This window comes from Acidovorax sp. ACV01 (assembly GCF_014851495.1).
Lineage (GTDB): Bacteria > Pseudomonadota > Gammaproteobacteria > Burkholderiales > Burkholderiaceae_C > Acidovorax > Acidovorax radicis.
In genome coordinates, this window is the sequence record NZ_JACUZT010000002.1 from 52852 (window position 1) to 70989 (window position 18138).

13 protein-coding genes are annotated in these 18138 nt (G+C 63.4%); 1 reads left to right on the plus strand and 12 read right to left on the minus strand.

Annotated elements, in window-relative coordinates:
- Nucleotides 1-91 precede the first annotated feature (91 nt).
- The 8 genes from IB243_RS27080 to IB243_RS04840 form a co-directional block, all read right to left on the minus strand.
- On the minus strand, nucleotides 92-622 hold the full coding sequence (locus tag IB243_RS27080; RefSeq protein ID WP_225584755.1) for a histone: 531 nt from the start codon (nucleotides 620-622) through the stop codon (nucleotides 92-94).
- Nucleotides 623-815: 193 nt separating this feature from the next.
- Nucleotides 816-2012 (minus strand): ribonucleotide-diphosphate reductase subunit beta, encoded by a 1197-nt coding sequence (locus tag IB243_RS04810; protein WP_057270216.1) that lies wholly within the window; start codon nucleotides 2010-2012, stop codon nucleotides 816-818.
- A gap of 135 nt (nucleotides 2013-2147) precedes the next feature.
- Entirely contained in the window at nucleotides 2148-5090 is a 2943-nt protein-coding gene (locus tag IB243_RS04815; protein WP_192425467.1) for a ribonucleoside-diphosphate reductase subunit alpha, read from the minus strand.
- A 368-nt stretch (nucleotides 5091-5458) separates the two neighbouring features.
- A complete protein-coding gene (gene ampD, locus IB243_RS04820) occupies nucleotides 5459-6088 on the minus strand; it encodes a 1,6-anhydro-N-acetylmuramyl-L-alanine amidase AmpD (RefSeq protein WP_192425469.1) in 630 nt (209 codons plus the stop codon).
- On the minus strand, nucleotides 6072-7589 hold the full coding sequence (locus IB243_RS04825) for a sigma-54 dependent transcriptional regulator (RefSeq protein ID WP_192425471.1): 1518 nt from the start codon (nucleotides 7587-7589) through the stop codon (nucleotides 6072-6074). The genes ampD and IB243_RS04825 overlap by 17 nt, the downstream gene beginning before the upstream one ends.
- Nucleotides 7590-7600: 11 nt before the next feature.
- Nucleotides 7601-9304 (minus strand): ATP-binding protein, encoded by a 1704-nt coding sequence (locus IB243_RS04830; RefSeq protein ID WP_192425473.1) that lies wholly within the window; start codon nucleotides 9302-9304, stop codon nucleotides 7601-7603.
- 8 nt (nucleotides 9305-9312) lie between these two features.
- Nucleotides 9313-9540 (minus strand): PP0621 family protein, encoded by a 228-nt coding sequence (locus IB243_RS04835; protein WP_010459599.1) that lies wholly within the window; start codon nucleotides 9538-9540, stop codon nucleotides 9313-9315.
- Nucleotides 9537-10334 carry an inner membrane protein YpjD gene (locus IB243_RS04840; RefSeq protein WP_057270213.1) on the minus strand — a complete coding sequence of 266 codons (798 nt, stop codon included), beginning with the start codon at nucleotides 10332-10334 and terminating at the stop codon, nucleotides 9537-9539. Before IB243_RS04840 ends, IB243_RS04835 begins: the two co-directional genes overlap by 4 nt.
- Nucleotides 10335-10403: 69 nt before the next feature.
- Between IB243_RS04840 and ffh the strand changes: the two genes are divergently transcribed.
- Nucleotides 10404-11783: a signal recognition particle protein gene (gene ffh / locus IB243_RS04845; protein ID WP_010459595.1), complete on the plus strand. Its 1380-nt coding sequence runs from the start codon at nucleotides 10404-10406 to the stop codon at nucleotides 11781-11783.
- Between the two features lie 80 nt (nucleotides 11784-11863).
- Here ffh and IB243_RS04850 read toward each other — a convergent pair whose 3' ends face one another.
- The 4 genes from IB243_RS04850 to IB243_RS04865 all read right to left on the minus strand — a co-directional run bounded on the left by IB243_RS04850 (nucleotide 11864) and on the right by IB243_RS04865 (nucleotide 18112).
- Nucleotides 11864-12517 (minus strand): C13 family peptidase, encoded by a 654-nt coding sequence (locus IB243_RS04850; RefSeq protein WP_192425475.1) that lies wholly within the window; start codon nucleotides 12515-12517, stop codon nucleotides 11864-11866.
- A 443-nt stretch (nucleotides 12518-12960) separates the two neighbouring features.
- Nucleotides 12961-14970 (minus strand): glucans biosynthesis glucosyltransferase MdoH, encoded by a 2010-nt coding sequence (gene mdoH / locus IB243_RS04855; protein WP_192425476.1) that lies wholly within the window; start codon nucleotides 14968-14970, stop codon nucleotides 12961-12963.
- On the minus strand, nucleotides 14943-16457 hold the full coding sequence (locus IB243_RS04860; protein WP_192425478.1) for a glucan biosynthesis protein G: 1515 nt from the start codon (nucleotides 16455-16457) through the stop codon (nucleotides 14943-14945). The genes mdoH and IB243_RS04860 overlap by 28 nt, the downstream gene beginning before the upstream one ends.
- Nucleotides 16458-16696: 239 nt before the next feature.
- Nucleotides 16697-18112, minus strand: a complete 1416-nt coding sequence (locus tag IB243_RS04865; RefSeq protein WP_192425480.1) for a sigma 54-interacting transcriptional regulator — start codon at nucleotides 18110-18112, stop codon at nucleotides 16697-16699.
- Nucleotides 18113-18138 lie beyond the last annotated feature (26 nt).

Below are 18138 nucleotides of genomic sequence, written 5' to 3' on the forward strand. Positions count from 1 at the left end.
GGATGCTGTGCTGCGTGTGGCGCACAAGATATCGACAGGCATAAAAAAACCCGGTGCATAGGCACCGGGTTGAGCGTGTGATACGCCAGGATTAGGGCTTGTTGCCCGTGGGGAAAGGCCAGGCCGCCTGAGGGTTCAGGGTGGTCTGGGCTGCTGGAGCGGCAGCAGCAGGGGCAGGGGCCTTGGGGGCCTTCTTGGCCGGTGCCGCTTTCTTTGCAGGAGCCTTTGCGGGGGCTGCCTTCTTGGCGGTTGCTGCCTTCTTGGCGGGAGCGGCCTTCTTTGCCGGTGCTGCTGCCTTCTTGGCGGGTGCAGCCTTCTTCGCTGCTACTGCCTTCTTGGCGGGAGCGGCCTTCTTTGCCGGTGCTGCTGCCTTCTTGGCAGGTGCGGCCTTCTTCGCTGCTACTGCCTTCTTGGCGGGAGCGGCCTTCTTTGCCGGTGCTGCTGCCTTCTTGGCAGGCGCGGCCTTCTTCGCTGCTACTGCCTTCTTGGCGGGAGCGGCCTTCTTTGCCGGTGCTGCTGCCTTCTTGGCAGGTGCAGCCTTCTTCGCTGCTACTGGTTTTGCAGGTGCAGCTTTTTTCGCTGGTGCAGCCTTCTTAGCGGCTGGTTTTTTCGCAGTTGCCATCATGTTCTCCTTGGGTCAATTTGCAAAGAGCACTTCCTGTCTGCAGTGGACAGAAAGCGATCCATGGAGATGGAGAAAAACTCCATCTCCATGAACACGGAAACGCCCCACACGGCGGCGCTCTGAGGCGCTGTCTGTGGTGGGCGTGGTGTAGATATCCATGGTGGTGTGATGCCTGCAAATAAAAGAGGCGCTAGTCCCAGGACAGCGCACCACCGGACTGGTATTCAATCACTCGGGTTTCGAAGAAATTGCGTTCTTTCTTCAAGTCGATCATTTCGCTCATCCACGGGAACGGGTTCTCCTCATTGGGGAACAGCGTCTCGAGTCCAATCTGCGTGGCGCGGCGGTTGGCGATGTAGCGCAGGTAGCCCTTGAACATCGATGCGTTCATGCCCAGCACGCCACGCGGCATGGTGTCCTCGGCGTAGCGGTACTCGAGCTCCACGGCTTTCATGAATAACGCGTTGATCTCGGCCTTGAACTCGGCCGTCCAAAGGTGTGGATTCTCCAGCTTGAGCTGGTTGATCAGGTCGATGCCAAAGTTGCAATGCATCGACTCGTCACGCAGGATGTATTGGTACTGCTCTGCAGCGCCGGTCATCTTGTTCTGTCGACCCAGCGCAAGGATCTGTGTGAAGCCCACGTAGAAGAACAGGCCTTCCATCAGGCAGGCAAACACGATCAGCGACTTGAGCAGCGTCTGGTCGGTCTCGAAGGTGCCGGTGTGGAAGTTGGGGTCCATGATCGCTTCGATGAAGGGGATCAGGAACTGGTCCTTGTCGCGGATCGAGGGCACTTCCAGGTAGGCGTTGAAGATCTCGCCTTCGTCCAGACCGAGTGACTCCACGATGTACTGGTAGGCGTGTGTGTGGATTGCTTCCTCGAACGCCTGGCGCAGCAGGAACTGGCGGCACTCGGGTGCCGTGATGTGGCGGTAGGTGCCCAGCACGATGTTGTTGGCGGCCAGCGAGTCGGCGGTCACGAAGAAGCCGAGGTTGCGCTTGATGATGCGGCGCTCGTCTTCGGTCAGGCCGTTCGGGTCCTTCCACAACGCGATGTCGCGCGTCATGTTCACCTCTTGTGGCATCCAGTGGTTGGCGCAGGTGGCGAGGTACTTTTCCCACGCCCACTTGTACTTGAACGGGACCAGTTGATTGACGTCGGTCTGGCCGTTGATGATGCGCTTGTCGGCAGCGTTCACGCGGCGTTGCGTGGCTGCGGCGGGCGCTGCTTGCGGTGCTGCGGAGGCCGTCAGCGATGCGTGCACGGCCTGCGAGGAAGGGGTCTGGAAAGACAGGGGCGGCTGTCCCACCGAGTGGCTCTTGTTCAGTCCACCGTCCAGTTGATTTTGCGATGAGGGCTTGACTTCTTCGTCCCAGGACAACATAGATTTTCCAGTGTTCGGATTATGAAAGCAGTGCTGCAAAAAGAAAAGCACTGAAGCGTTGTGCAGCAACGATTTGTTGCTTCACAGCACACGCGCGACACCTCAAGAGAGTCCGAGGCGTCGCGCACGAAGTCCTTATTGGCAGGCTTCGCAACCGGGATCGTCGATGGCGCAGAACTTAACGTCGGTAGCAGGCACAGCTGCTGCTTGATGGGCGGCTGTAGCGGCCGCCGCCTCCAGCGCGCCGGGCTGGGCTTGAGTGGGCGCCGAAGCGGACGATGCGCCGCTGTCGTTGCCTGACGAAACCGCGTTGAGTTGGCGCGTGTTCACGGTGCTCATTTCGACGTGCGTGGCGCTCTGTGTGCGCAGGTAATACGTGGTCTTGAGGCCACGGATCCACGCCAGTTTGTAGGTGTCGTCGAGCTTCTTGCCCGATGCACCTGCCATATAGATATTCAGGCTCTGTGCCTGATCGATCCACTTCTGGCGACGCGATGCCGCTTCGACCAACCACTGGGCTTCGACTTCAAAGGCCGTCGAGTACAGGGCCTTGATATCCTGGGGCACGCGATCGATGGGGTGCAAAGATCCCTTGAAGTGTTTGAGGTCCATGATCATCACGTCGTCCCACAGGCCCAGGCGCTTGAGGTCGCGTACCAGGCCGCCGTTGATCACGGTGAACTCACCCGACAGGTTGGACTTGACCGACAGGTTGCCGAACGAAGGCTCGATCGAGGCGTCCACGCCGATGATGTTGGAGATGGTGGCCGTGGGGGCGATGGCGACGCAGTTGGAGTTGCGCATGCCGTCCTGGGCGATCTTCTTGCGCAGGGCATCCCAGTCGAGCGTGGCAGAGCGGTCCACTTCCACGTAGCCGCTGCGTGCCGTGGCCAGCATGTCCAGCGTATCGAGGGGCAGGATGCCCTGGTCCCACAGTGAGCCCTTGTAGCTGGAATACTGGCCGCGTTCCTTGGCCAGCTCGGTCGAGGCCCAGTAGGCGTAGTAGCAGATGGCTTCCATCGACTTGTCGGCGAACTCCACGGCCGCCTGCGAGGCGTAGGGAATGCGCAACTCGTACAGACTGTCCTGGAATGCCATCACACCCAGACCTACCGGGCGGTGACGCAGGTTGGAGTCACGGGCTTTCGTGACTGCGTAGTAGTTGATGTCGATCACGTTGTCCAGCATGCGCATGGCAACGGTGATGGTCTTCTTGAGCTTGTCGTGGTCGAGTTGGCCGTCTTTAATATGCTGCAGCAGATTCACCGAGCCCAGGTTGCACACGGCGGTTTCAGTGTCGCTGGTGTTCAGCGTGATCTCGGTGCACAGATTCGACGAATGCACCACGCCGGCATGCTGCTGGGGCGAGCGCACGTTGCAGGCATCCTTGAAAGTGATCCAGGGATGGCCGGTCTCGAACAGCATGGTCAGCATCTTGCGCCACATGTCGGTGGCTTGCACCGTCTTGGAGGGCTTGATCTCGCCGCGCGCAGCCTTCTGTTCGTAGGCCACGTAGGCCTTCTCGAACGCGGTGCCGAACAGGTCGTGTAGGTCGGGCACGTCGGAGGGCGAGAACAGGGTCCATGTGCCCTTTTCCATCACCCGGCGCATGAACAGGTCGGGGATCCAGTTGGCGGTGTTCATGTCGTGCGTGCGGCGGCGGTCATCGCCGGTGTTCTTGCGCAGCTCCAGGAACTCCTCGATATCCAGGTGCCAGGTTTCCAGGTAGGTGCAGACGGCGCCTTTGCGCTTGCCGCCCTGGTTCACGGCCACGGCCGTGTCATTCACCACTTTGAGGAAGGGCACCACGCCCTGCGATTCGCCGTTCGTGCCCTTGATGTGCGAGCCCAGGGCCCGCACGCGGGTCCAGTCGTTGCCCAGGCCGCCGGCAAACTTGGACAGCAGCGCGTTCTCCTTGATGGAGTCGTAGATGCCTTCGAGGTGGTCGGGCACGGTGGTCAGGTAGCACGAGGACAGCTGCGAGCGCAGCGTGCCGCTGTTGAACAGCGTGGGCGTGCTGGACATGAAGTCGAAGCTCGAGAGGATCTCGTAGAACTCGATGGCACGGGCTTCACGGTCGGCTTCGTTGAGCGACAGGCCCATGGCCACGCGCATGAAGAAGCACTGGGGCAGCTCGATGCGGGTCTTGCGCACGTGCAGGAAGTAGCGGTCGTACAGGGTCTGCAGGCCCAGGTAGTCGAACTGCAGGTCGCGGTCGGCCTTGAGGGCGGCGCCCAGGCGGGCCAGGTCGAACGTCAGCAGGCGCGGGTCCAGCAGTTCGTTGTCCACCCCCTTCTTGATGAACTGAGGGAAGTACTCGATGTACGCTTGGCCCATTGCATCCTGCGTGACTTCGCGGCCCAGTACTTCACGCACGATGGTGTGCAGCAGCAGGCGGGCGGTGGCGTAGGTGTAGTCGGGGTCTTTTTCGATGAGCGTACGTGCCGCCAGGATGGACGCCTTGTAGACCTCGTCCATGGGGACGCCGTCGTACAGGTTGCGCATGGTCTCGGCCACGATAGGGTCGGCCTTCACGTCGGCGCCCAGGTTCACGCAGGCAGACTCAATCAATGCTTGCAACCGCCTGGGGTCGAGCGCGATGCGCTCGCCACCGTCGATGACTTGCAGCAGCGGGGTAGACACCACCGGAGCTTGCTGCTCGGTCTGGCGAGCGCGCTCCTGGGTGCGGCGCTCGCGGTACAGCACATAGGCGCGGGCGATTTCATGGTGGCCGCCACGCATCAGGCCCAATTCCACCTGGTCCTGTACGTCTTCAATATGGAAGGTGCCGCCGCCGGGGCGCGAGCGCACCAGGGCCCGGGTGACGTTGTGGGTCAGGGTGTCCACGACCTCGCGCACGCTGGCGGACGCTGCGCCTTGTGTGCCATGCACTGCCAGGAAGGCCTTCATCATTGCCACTGCAATTTTCTGTGGCTCGAACGGCACGACCGCTCCATTGCGGCGAATGATCTGATAGTGCGCCAGCGAGTTGCCAGCCGCAGTTTGTGCGGGCTGGGAGGCCGAGGTCTCGGCAGAGATCGCTTGGGGCGTGGAAGGCGTGTTCAAAGCAGCTTGCATGGGGGTCCTCTTCTGTGGGCTGTCTGGGGTGTGGTGCGCGGCCTGGATGCCGTCGCAGCGTGTGATTGATGCGGCGGACTACTGTCTGGCGCACACTATATATGGTGTGTCATATGCATTCAAGACACTACCGGTAGTGTACTGCCCTAAACCCTCGGGAAAAGCGAAACAGCATGTCAGCGCTGCCAAAAGCCCTTGGGATGACCCCGTTGGAATCCCTTGCCACTGCGAAAAAGTAGAAAGAAACCCGCGCAAAAACAAGCGTTTCGAGCGGGTTTTCTCCCCGAAGCCGCACGGTGTCTGGGTATGCACTTATGTGCAGTTGCACAAAGAAAAAAGTCGCTTGACGTGGCGCTGCCACCATGCATTCAGCTGGCGGCTTGTATGGCGGGCCGGGTGGGCAGTGGAAAGCGCAGCAGTGGCCAGTGCAGTGCTTTTTGCACCCGCACCCAGTCGAACCCCGGCCCCGGGTCTCGCTTGCGTCCGGGTGCGATGTGTTCATGCCCGGCGATGTGTTCGATGGGGTAGCGCTGCTCGATGTCCCGGCAGAGCATGGCCAGTGTCTGGTACTGCGCGGACTCGAACGCCAGCCCCTCAAGGCCCTCCAGTTCAATGCCGATCGAATCGTCATTGCACTGGCCGCGCCCGCGATAGGCCGACTGGCCAGCGTGCCAAGCCCGGCGGTCGCAGTCCACAAACTGCCAAACGGCGCCAGCGCGGTCAATGAAGAAATGCGACGACACCGCCAAGCCTCGGATGCTCTGGTAATACGGATGAGCGTCCCAGTCCAGCGTGTTGGTGAACAGCTGTTGCACTGCGTTCCCTCCATATTCGCCTGGCGGCAAGCTGATGGAGTGCACCACGATCAGGTCGATGAAGGACGCTGCTGCGGTGGGACGCAAGCCGTGGTTGGGGGATTCCAGTCTTGTGGCTGCGCGGTGCCACCCCCCATCCCAAGGCGGGAGTCCGCCTGGCTCCGCTTCAGCCGATTTCGTCATGCGGGTCCTGGTCATTGGGAACGGCGATGTTCAGCCGGGCGATGCGGTAGCGTATTTGGCGCAGGCTGATGCCCAGCCGGGCTGCAGTCGCGGTCCGGTTGAAGCCCGCCTCGCGCAGGGCGCGGATCAGGATGTCCCGCTCCTGCTGGTCCAGCCAGGCCTGAAGGTCATTGGGCAGAGCTACCGAGCCGCCCACATTGGCGGCGGGCGCTGGCGGTGAGTAGGGGACCTGCGCCTCGGCGTGGTTGGGAAGGGCGGGCGCTGTAATCGGGCGCGCCTTCAGCGGGTCTGGGGTGCCAGAGGGCCAATCCACATTCAGTTCGTCCCCGTCACTGAGCGCAACGGCCCGGTGCAGCAGGTTTTCCAGTTCCCGGACGTTGCCGGTCAGGGGGTGCGCCGCAATGGCCTGGAGCGCGTGCTCCGTGAGGGAGGGTACCGGCATGCCGGATTCCTGGGCAATGCGCGCCAGCAGCGCGGAGCACAGCACAGGCAGATCTTCGCGCCGTTCGCGCAACGGGGGGATCACGATCTCGATCACATTGAGCCGGTAGTAGAGATCCTGCCGGAAGCGGCCCGATTGCACGTCTGCGGCCAGGTCGCGGTGCGTGGCACTGACGATGCGCACATCCACCGTCTCTTCCTGGGTGGAGCCCAGCGGTCGCACGCTGCGTTCCTGGATGGCGCGCAGCAATTTGGACTGCATGGCCAGGGGTAGGTCACCGATTTCGTCCAGAAAAAGTGTGCCGCCACGGGCGGCCTGAAAGTAGCCATCCCGGTCCTGGTTGGCGCCGGTGTAGGAACCTTTCCGGGCCCCAAAAAATTCCGCCTCCAGCAGGTTCTCGGGGATGGCGCCACAGTTCACGGCCACCAGCGGCCCATCTGCACGCTGGCTGCTGGCATGCAGCGCCTGCGCCACCAATTCCTTGCCCGTGCCGGATTCACCATGAATCAGCACGGGCGCCATGCCGCGCGCCACCTTGGCCACCCGCTGCTTGACGTTGCGGATGGCCTCGGAGGCCCCCACCATCCGGTCCAGCGCGGAGCCCGCCGCCAAGGGATCTGCGCTGAAAGTGCCCTGCCGACCTTGTACGCCCCCCGTACGTGTTGCCCGGGGCGCAGGGACGCCCCCCGTCCCCTGTACGGCCGATGCGACCACCGAACGGAACTGCTTCAGGTCCACGGGCTTGGTCAGGTAGTCAAACGCACCGGAGCGCAGGGCTTCCACGGCGTTCTCGGCCGACCCATACGCCGTCATGACCACGCAGCGCTCACGGCGCTGCTGGTCGCGCAGGTCCTGCAGCAGTTCCATGCCGAAGCCGTCGGGCAGGCGCATGTCGGTGATGACGGCATCGAAACGGTGGGCTTTGAGCTGATCGCGAGCCTCCTGGACGCTGGATGCGGTTTCCACACGGTAGCCTTCGCGCAGCAAGGTCAGCTCGTACAAGGTGCGCAGATCAGGTTCGTCGTCCACGACGAGGATGGAAGCAGTAGGGGCGTTCATGGCAAGGCGTTTCAGACCACGATGGTGTCAAACAGCGTGGCGGCTTCGGCAGGGCGTGTGGTGCGGCGAAAGCCGATGGTGAAGGCGTTGCCTCCCACCTCGCCCCGCAGGGTGGTGCGGGTAAGCCGCTGATAGCTGATGGACGCCCCATGGCGCTGGCACAGCTCGCGGCAAATATAAAGGCCCAGACCGCTGGAGCGGCTTTCGGATGAAAAAAATGGTTCGAACAGATGGCGCTCTACGGATTTGTCCATGGGAGCACCGTCGCTCCAGACTTGCAGGCTGGTCTGGCCAGAAGGCAAGGTGCGGGTGGTCACCGTGAGGGAGTCCGGCTCCTGGCCCACGTAGCGCAATGCATTGTCCAGCAGGTTCACGAGCACGCGGCGCAGGTGCTCGGTGTCGAATTCCACGTGCGTATTGCCAGCTTCCAGCATCACCACCGCCCGGCGCTGCACGGGGTCCTGTGCCTGCCAGTCATTCCATACCTGCGATACCGTTTCGTCCAGCGGCAACGTGGACGCTGGTGCGTGGCTGATCTGGTGCTGCACACGGGCAATGTCCAGCACTTCCTCGGCAATGCGCGCAAGGCGGTCGGCATTCTGCTGCACCATGTGGGCCAGGCGCTTTTGTGCCGGGTCGTGCAGATCTTCTTCGAGCAAGGCATTGGCCTGCACGATCGCGGCCAGCGGGTTGCGGATTTCATGGGCCACGGCGGCCGACATGCGACCCATGGCGGCGAGTTTTTCCGTGCGCAGGCGGGCTTCCATTTCGCGCAGGTCGTGCAGGAACATCACGCACAGCCGCTCGGTCTGTGTCTGGCGCGCAGCCTCGCGCGTCGAAGTCAACCAGGTGCGTACATGCAGTCCGGTGGGACTTTGCCCCGGATGCAGCAGATCCACGTCCGCGGTCTGGGACTGCTCCTGGCGGAAGGTGCGCCGCGCCAGGATAACGAGCGGATTCCAGGGGGCTTCGGATGCCAGGATGAACGGCAGTTCGGGCAGGGACGCCCCACCAAGCAACTGGAGTCCTGCGGGGTTTGCGATTCGCACGACATCACTTTCGTCCACCACCAGTACCCCGTCGGTCAGGTTCTGGATGACGAGTGCGCTGACCTGTGTCTGCACCCGGGCGGTGACCTGGCTCTGCTGCGCCACCTCCTGCTCGCGCGCCAGGCGTGTCGCGAGCTGGTGCACCAGGTAGCTCACGATGAAATAGCCCGTTCCGGTCAGCGCGCTTTGCAGGTAGCGTGGCGCGTCGTCGCCTGCGGTGCCCGAACCCAGCCACCAGGCCCAGCCCAGCAGCAGCAGCGTGACTCCTGCCGTGGTGCCAAGTGCCAGGGTCAGCGTCCCGAGCACGGCCGCCATCAGGATGGGCAGGCCGAACAGGGGGGTGTAATTCATGGTGCCCGCATTCAGCAGTTGCAGAGCGGTAATTGCGGCAAGGTCCAGCCCGATGGATGGCAGCCACTGGGGGCCAACCCTGGGCGAGGGTGGTTTGTGCCTGGCTAGCACACGCAGCATGATGGCGGCCACCAGATAGGCGGCGCACACCGCCAGCACGGCCGGCTCGGTGGCTTGGTTGATAACCTGCCCAGCCCCTTGCAGCACCAACAGGGCCAGCGCCACCATGACACGGCCCGTCAGAAAGCCGCGCCACAGGCGCACAAACGGCGCATCGATGACGGATGTCAAGGAGCCAGGGGGCAGCGTGCGCATGGTCGGATTCAGGCGGGGCCCAGGTGCCGGTGTTCTGCGCAGCAGTAGGCGTTGCTGCCGACCATCAAGGCTTCGGCCTGCGGAATGTGGATGCCGCAGTGGGCGCAGGCCAGCATGTTCTGGGGGAGCGCCAGTGGTGGCGCAGGCGGTTTGGAAGGGGTTGCATCTGGCACGCGGCGGCTGCGCCAGATACCGATGGCGACGGCCAGGACCACCAGCAAGACCAGGTATTTCATACGCTGCGGCCCAGAACGACTTCCATGACAAAGCGGGAGCCCACATAGGCCAGCAAAAGCAGTGCCGCGCCTGCATAAAGCACGCGCACAGCGTTGCGGCCCCGCCATCCGAAGCGGGCTCGTCCCACAAGCAGGGTTGCAAACGTGAGCCAGGACAGCAGCGAGAACACAGCCTTGTGGTCCCATCGCCAAGCCCTGCCGTACAGCGTGTCGCCAAACAGCCAGCCCGCCAGCAGGGTGGCGGTCAGCAGGATGAAGCCTGCCGTCACAAAGCGGAAGGTCAGGCGCTCCAGTGTGAGCAAGGGGATGCCGCTGTGGGGGTCTTCGGCCTGGCGGATGCGCTGCTCTGCGCGTGTCATGAGCCAGGCGTGCACCACGGCGGCGGCAAACAAACCGTAACATGCAATGCCCAATGCCAGGTGCAGCGGCAGCCAGGCGGAAGCCGCCACGTGCAGCGGCTGGCCGGGAAAGAGCACTGCCAGCACGATGGCCACGGCGCCCAGTGCCGCCAGAACCCAGCGCGACTGCATCTGCGGAAAGAGCTGTCGCTCCACCGCATACACCGTCAACACCAGCCAGGCGGTCATCGACAAGGCGGGCGCAAAACCAAATCGGGGGGCGTCGCCCCACAAGCCCCATACCAGTACCGCGCCGTGCAGTACCCAGGCCACCAGCAGCGCATTGCGTGCCGCTGTGGCCCCCAGCCGTGAGGACGCGGCGGCGGGCACGGCGTATGCCACGGCAGCGGCCAGGGCCAGCAGCCAGCTGGCGGGGGAAGCACTGGGTAAAATCATGGATCGCAGTTTAGCCTTTCGCCCCACCGCCAGCTCCCTGGCGCGCAGGCAACACCGGACATCTTCCCTATGGCCTCCGCCCTTACCGACAAACTCACGCGCCTCGTCAAGGAGATGCGTGGCCAGGCCCGCATCACCGAATCCAACGTGCAGGACATGCTGCGCGAAGTGCGCATGGCGCTGCTGGAGGCCGACGTAGCCCTGCCGGTGGTGCGTGACTTCATTGCCCGGGTCAAGGACAAGGCCCTGGGTCAGGAAGTGTTGGGTTCACTCAAGCCTGGGCAGACACTGGTCAGTATCGTGAACCGGGAACTCGCCGCCACCATGGGTGAAGGAGTGGCCGATATCAATCTGGCCGCCCAGCCACCGGCCGTGATCCTGATGGCCGGCCTGCAGGGCGCGGGCAAGACCACCACCACGGCCAAGCTGGCCAAGCATCTGATCGAAAAGCGCAAGAAGAAGGTGCTCACCGTCTCGGGCGACGTGTACCGCCCTGCGGCCATCGAGCAGCTCAAGACGGTCACCAAACAGGCCGGTGCCGAGTGGTTCCCGAGCACGCCTGACCAGAAGCCGCTCGATATCGGCCTGGCCGCGCTCGACTATGCCAAGAAGCATTACTTCGACGTGCTGCTGGTGGACACGGCCGGCCGCCTGGCGATCGACGAAGTCCTGATGAAGGAAATCAAGGACCTGCACGCAGCGCTGAACCCGGTGGAAACGCTGTTCGTGGTCGATGCCATGCAGGGGCAGGATGCGATCAACACGGCCAAGGCGTTCAAGGAGGCGTTGCCGCTCACCGGGATCGTGTTGACCAAGCTCGATGGCGATTCGCGTGGTGGTGCCGCGCTGTCGGTGCGACAGATCACGGGGGCCCCCATCAAGTTCGCCGGGGTGTCCGAAAAGCTCGATGGCCTGGAAGTGTTCGATGCCGAGCGCCACGCGGGCCGCATTCTGGGCATGGGCGACATCGTGGCGCTGGTGGAGCAGGTCACAGCCGGTGTGGACATGGAGGCGGCGCAAAAGCTGGCGGCCAAGGTCAAGAGCGGTGACGGATTCGATCTGAACGACTTCCTCTCCCAAATTCAGCAGATGAAACAGATGGGTGGGCTTTCCAGCCTGATGGACAAGCTGCCGTCGCACCTCACCGCCAAGGCCGGTGCCGTGGACATGGACAAGGCCGAGAAGGACATCAAGCGCAAGGAAGGCATCATCCAGAGCATGACGCCGCTGGAGCGCCGCAAGCCCGACCTCATCAAGGCCACACGCAAGAAGCGTATCGCGGGCGGCGCGGGCGTGCATGTGCAGGAAGTCAACCGCCTGCTCAAGGAGTTTGAGCAGATGCAGGGCATGATGAAAAAGATGAAGGGCGGCGGCCTGATGAAGATGATGAAGAAGATGGGCGGCATGAAGGGCATGGGCGGGGGCGGCATGCCCAAGATGCCTTTCTGAGCACCGCGGGCATTGGCATGAAAAAACCCTGAAGAGGCGCTGCTTCTTCAGGGTTTTTGCATTCTTGGAAGCGGCCGTGCCTACGGCTCTTGCAGCCAGTTCTTGAGGGGCTGGTCTGCCCAGGCCTTGGCCTTGTCTCCGACAAAGATGCGTGGCTGGGACGCTGAGACCTTGCGGCGCTTTTCCTGTGCTGCGATGGCCTTTTGCGCTTCTCCCATCCAATCGGTCATCGAACGGTTTTCTGCACCTGACTGGCCAAACAGCGCTTCGGAAAATGGCGTGTTGTTGCCGTTGTATTGGCAATTGAAGGTGGTGCGGCCCACGTCCGTGGCCGCGAGCACCACCCGGTTCGGAGCCTTCAGGGGCTCGACGAACGCACCGCTGTAGCAGGCGGAAAGCACCACCAGCGTGGGCACCTTGTTCAGCGGCGCCAGCGCATCGCTGAGGGCTTTGGTGGTGATGGGCGGCACGTGTTTGCCGCCCACGCTGATATTTAGCAGGCCGGGGTTGCTGTGGGTCGATATGAGCAGCAGAACGCGGTCCTGCGGGCGCGCCACTTCAGCCATTTTTGACATCACCAGCGAAAAATTCTCTGGGGTGGCCTGTGGCCAATCGGTGGGCTGGTCGCGTGCTGGATTGGCCAGCTTGAGCATCAGCGCGTTTGGATCGATGGCTTTGACCAGCTTTTCGGCAAGCAGCACGTCGTTGCGGAAGGCTTTGGACTGCGAATGCATCGCAAATCCCGCAAAGATGACGCGCCCTGGGGGCTCGGGGGGGGAAGGAGGAGGTGCTGGTGCGGCGACCGGGGCAGATGCTTTTACAGGCGCTTGCGCGGGGGGCATGGCGCAGCCTGTGAGTGCTATGGCCAGGGTGAGTGTGCTTGCGTGGAACAGCCGCCAGCGGGCGACAGGTGAAAACAGAGACGAGGGCATTGATAGCGGGGCCGCGCACTGCCTAAAACCGCAATAAGCGGTTGTAGGCATAGGGGCTGGGTGGAAAGGATACGCATCGTAACGGGCGCAAGACCGAGGTTCAGGGCGTATTGATGCTCCATGGTTATGCAATTTTCAGGTCCTGGCGCTTGATGGTAGACATTTTATTGCTATTAATATGGTAGCGATATCAAAAAAGCCGGTGCATGCACCGGCTTGTGGTTTGTGTGAAATTTCTCACACTTTCACAGCGTCGCCAGCGGCGCTGGTCGTGCCAGTCGGCTTGCATGCAGCCATGCACGGCGCAGCACGGGGGGCGACCAGGATTCCTCGGGGATGAGCAGAAGGCGTTGCGCACGCATGGCCTTGCCCAGAGCGATCTGGCTCGTCAATACAGCCAGCGGAATCGCCAAGGCCAGCGGCAGTCCGACGGGCATGAGCCACAACAAGGCGCTGCTGTCGATCAATGCCACGCCCACGGCCAGAAGACCGATCACCAGGCTCATCGGAGCCAGCTGGCGTGCGGCATGGCGCCACGGTACGGCGTGGGCTTCGCGCGGGGGCGACTTCCATTCCAGCTTCAGGCCTGTGAGTGCAATCAGTACAAACAGCGAATGCGCCAACATGCGGATAGGCGCCTGCAGGATGGCCAACACGCTCTCCAGCGCAGCGCTCTTGAGCAGGCTGACGGTGCCGCCGTACTCCTTTTGCTCGCGGCGCATGAACACGGCGGCTACCCCCAGGATGCGGGGCAGAAACAGCATACACAGTGTCCATGCCCACAGCGAGAGCAGTTCGGCCGGCAGAATGTGCCAGTCGGCCACGAGCTTGGCGCCCGAAAGCCACAGGGCCGTGCCCAGCGTGAGGAAGGCCAGCCACAGCGGTGCCGACAAGTAGGCCATGGCCCCTGTGATGAACATCGAGCGGTGCACGGCGTGGATGCCAGGTTCGGCCATCAGGCGTGCGTTCTGCAGATTGCCCTGGCACCAGCGGCGGTCGCGCTGCAGCTCGGCCAGCAGGTCGGGGGGCTGCTGTTCATAGCTGCCGATCAGGTCCGATACCAGCCACACGTGGTAGCCGGCGCGGCGCATCAGCGCAGCTTCGACAAAGTCGTGCGACATGATGCCGCCCGCCAGGCCGCCTTTACCCTTGATGGGGGCCAGTGCACAGTGCTCCATGAAGGGAGCCACGCGGATGATCGCGTTGTGGCCCCAATAGTGGGATTCGCCCAGCTGCCAGTACTGCATGCCCAGCGTGAACAGGCGGCCCGTGACACGCGATGCGAACTGCTGCGCGCGGGCGTGCAGCGTGACGTGGCCAATGGCCTGCGTCGCGGTCTGGATGATGCCGGCCGTGGGGTTGGCTTCCATGAGCTTGGCCATCGAGACGATGCAGTCACCGCTCATCACGCTGTCGGCGTCCAGCACCACCATGTAACGGTAGTCCTTGCCCCAGCGGCGGCAGAAGTCGGCCACGTTGCCGGCCTTGCGGTGTGTACGGCGGGCGCGCAGGCGGTAGTAAACCTGCACTTGCGGTTGCTGGCTGTGCTGTGCCAGGGCGCTGCGCAGTTCTTCCCATGCGGCGCGCTCGGCCCGGGCGATGGCGGGGTCATAGCTGTCGGACAGCACATACACGTCGAAGGTGGCCCCGTGGCCGGTGGATGCCACCGACTCGCACGTTGCCCGCAGCCCTGCAAACACCGTGGCCACGTCCTCGTTGCAGATTGGCATGATGATGGCCGTGCGCGCGTCAGGCGCCAGCACATGCTCCACAACGCTGCGTACGGACAGCGCATGTTTGTCGCCGCGCAGCATCACCCAAAAACCCATCAGCCCCGTGAGGAAGCCTGTGACCACCCAGGCAGACAGCAGTGCGAACAGTGCGATCTGGCCGTAGCCCAACCAGGGGTTCTCATACTCGGGTTGCACCCCCGCAAACAGAAAACTTGCCAGGGCCGTGGTCAGCACGGTCAGCACGGCAAAGGTCCAACGGCGGCGCTGCGCGGCGCCTTCCCATGCCTGGGTTGGCCGGTTTTCGGGTGATGCGGGATGGCTGACCTTGGCGCGACCGGTCAGCTTGAGAAGCAGGGCTGTGCCCACGCTGTTCCAGAAGCCGCGCCAGGGGACGGGCGCCATGGAGCCTCGGTGGACCGGCGGTGCGGTGACGGCATTCGGGTGCCGTTCCTCGCGCAGTGCACTGCGCTGGGGGTGGTGGTGCACCGTGGGGCTTACTCGGGAAGAATGATGTGCGTCCATGTTTCACTCACAGCGTTGTTGTCGTGTTGAAGAAAAGCGCGCAGCTCGATCGGACGATCGGCTTTTTGGCGCTGTACGCGAACAGTCATGCGCCACTGGTCGGTGGCGGGATTGCGGTAGACGATGTTTTCCAGCACCTTGCCGTTGGCGTCGGCGCTCACCACCGCCTTGACGACAGCTTCGGCCGGCAGGGCCTTGAGTGCGGGGCCGTCGAAGTCGACAACAAACTGCGCCTGCTGGCGCAGGGCGGCAGCGGTCTCTTTGGTGTAGCCCATGCCGCGTCGCGATTGCGTGGCCCAGGCGCCGGGCGGCCGCTGCTGCTCATCGCCTTGCCAGCTCAGCTCGTAGGCAAATTCCAGGGGCTGGCCGGGTGCGGGCATCTGGGCAGGCACCCAATACGCCACGATGTTGTCGTGCGTCTCATCGGGGGTGTTGAGCTGCACGAGTTCCACGCGGCCTGCGCCCCAGTCGTGCAGGGGGCGCACCCAAGCGCTGGGGCGGCGCTCATACCGGGCTTCCACGTCCTCATAGTTCGCCCATTGGCGGTCACGCTGCATCAGGCCAAAACCCTTGGGGTTCTTTGTGGCGAACGACGTGACCTGGGTCTGCTTGGGGTTCTGCAGCGGGCGCCACAGCCACTCGCCCTCGCCGGTGGCGATCATCAGGCCGTCGGAGTCGTGTACCTCGGGCCGGAAGTCGTCCTTGCGGGGCTGGTTCTCGCCGAAGAAGAACATGCTGGTCAACGGCGCAATGCCCAGCGTGGCAATGGGCTTGCTGCCAGCGCCGGGCCGCACAAAGATGCGGCTGCGCACGGTAGTGGTGGTCTGCGTGCCCGGCTGGATGTCGAAGCGGTAGGCGCCAGTGGCGCGCGGCGAATCCAGCAGCGCATACACCGTGACTTGCGTGGACAAGGGATCGGGCCGCACCAGCCAGAACTCCGTGAAGCGCGGGAACTCTTCGCCACTGCCACCCACGGTGTCGATGGCCAGTCCGCGCGCAGACAGGCCGTACTGCTGGTCCTTGCCCAGTGCGCGGAAGTAGCTGGCGCCCTGGAAGACCACCAGTTCATCCTTGTAGGCGCTGGAGTTGAGGTGGTTGTGCAGGCGAAAGCCCGCAAAGCCCAGGTCGCCCCAGGCCTCGGGCCGCACTTGGTTCTTGCCGTAGTCGAAGTCCGCACGGCTGTAGCCGATGTGGCGCGCGCCTTGGGGCGTCACTTCATTGATCAGCACCGGCTCCTTCTGGTACAGGCCCAGGTGGAAGAACATGGCCTCGAACGGCAACTTTTCGGCGCGCCACAGGGCACGGTCGGGGCGCCAGCGGATGTCGCGCACCTGGTCGTAGTTGAGTTTGGCGAGGTCGGCGGGGAGCTTGTCGCTGGATGTGCGATACGGCTTCTCCGCCCGTTCCCGGGCCATGCGGGTGACGCTGTCGAAATCGAAGCTTTGGGCCTGTGCTGCGCTTGCCAACAGGGCGGTGGCCAGCGCCATTGCGGCCTGTGGGAGCCGACCGGTGAAGCGTGAACGGTGAGAAAAAACAGCTTGCATGCTGGAACTAGGGCAAACCCTGTGCCAGCTTGGAAAAACTGTTTTAAATCAATGGCTTATGTAGTTAACCGCATGTAAGCAGTTGTGCAACCCGTGGATCGGCGTGCAAATACAGAGTTTCTGTCGCCATGTGGCGACAGCGAGACGGAGCGCTTGAGAAAAACTGAGGAAAAATCAAAGGCTTAGTCGTGTCGCTCATCAGCGACGTCTTCATTGTCGGCTGCGTCGTTCTTGAAGTGTCCGGGGGTCAGTGCATGTTTTTGCAGCAGCCGGTAGAACTCCGTGCGGTTGCGCTGTGCCAGGCGCGCGGCGTCGGCCACATTGCCATCCGTCATCTTGAGCAGACCCACCAGGTACTCGCGCTCAAAGCGCTGGCGGGCCTCGGAAAAGCTCAGCACCTGCGTGGACGGCGTGCGCAATGCGCGCTGTACCAGCGTCAGGGGCACCAGTGGCGTGGTGGACAGGGCGCACACCTGTTCGACGACGTTGTAGAGCTGGCGCACATTGCCGGGCCAAGCGGCCAGGGTCAGGGCCTTGAGCGCCTCGGGCGCGAAGCCCGACAGGCGCTTGTCGTACTTGCGCGCCAGCTTGTCGAGAAAGTGGTTGGCCAGCAACGCGATGTCCTCGCGACGGTCTGCGAGGGTGGGCAGCGCCAGTGTGACCACATTGAGCCGGTAGTACAGGTCTTCGCGGAACTGGGTCGTGGCCATGGCGGCCTCCAGATCGCGGTGTGTGGCCGAGATGATGCGCACGTCGATGGGAATCGACTGGCTGGCCCCCACGGGGCGTACCGCACGCTCTTGCAGCACCCGCAGCAGCTTGACCTGCAGGGCGGGCGGCATGTCTCCAATTTCGTCCAGCAGCAAGGTGCCGCCTTCCGCAGCCTGGAACAGCCCCTTGTGGTTGCTCACTGCATCGGTAAAGGCACCTTTGACGTGGCCAAACAGTTCGGATTCGAGCAGGGCTTCGGGGATGGCGCCGCAGTTGACGGCAACAAAGGGATGGCGTGCCCGCGGACTGGCGCGGTGGATGGCCTGGGCCAGCAGCTCTTTGCCCGAGCCGCTATCGCCCAGCAGCAGCACGCTGGCGTCCGACTGGGCCACCATGTAGGCCTCGGCCAGCAAGTCGGTCATGCGGTTGGAGCGGCTCACGATCTCGGCGCGCCAAGCCTCGTTGGCATGGGCATGTGTGACGGCAGGTGCGCTCAGGGCAAGGGCCTGGGCAATTTTTTCCAGCAGTTCTTTGCCGTCGTAGGGTTTGGTGAGGTAGGTGAATACCCCGCGTGACGTGGCTTCCACGGCATCGGGAATGGTGCCGTGCGCAGTGAGCAGGATGACCGGCAGCGAAGGGTGCCGCGCACGCACTTCGTCGAACAGCGCAAGGCCATCGCGCCCAGGCAGGCGCACATCGCTCAGCACGAGCTGCGGGCGCGCCATGTCCAGCTGGGCCAGCGCCGCCTCGGCCGAGCCCACGGCGACCACGTCATATCCTGCGGCCTGCAGGCGCAGCGACAGCAGTCGCAGCATGTCGGCATCGTCGTCCACCACGAGGACACGGGCGCGTGGCGTTGCGCGGGATGGGGTGGAGGTAGCTGCCATGGCGGGTTCTTTCGCACCTTCTGGAG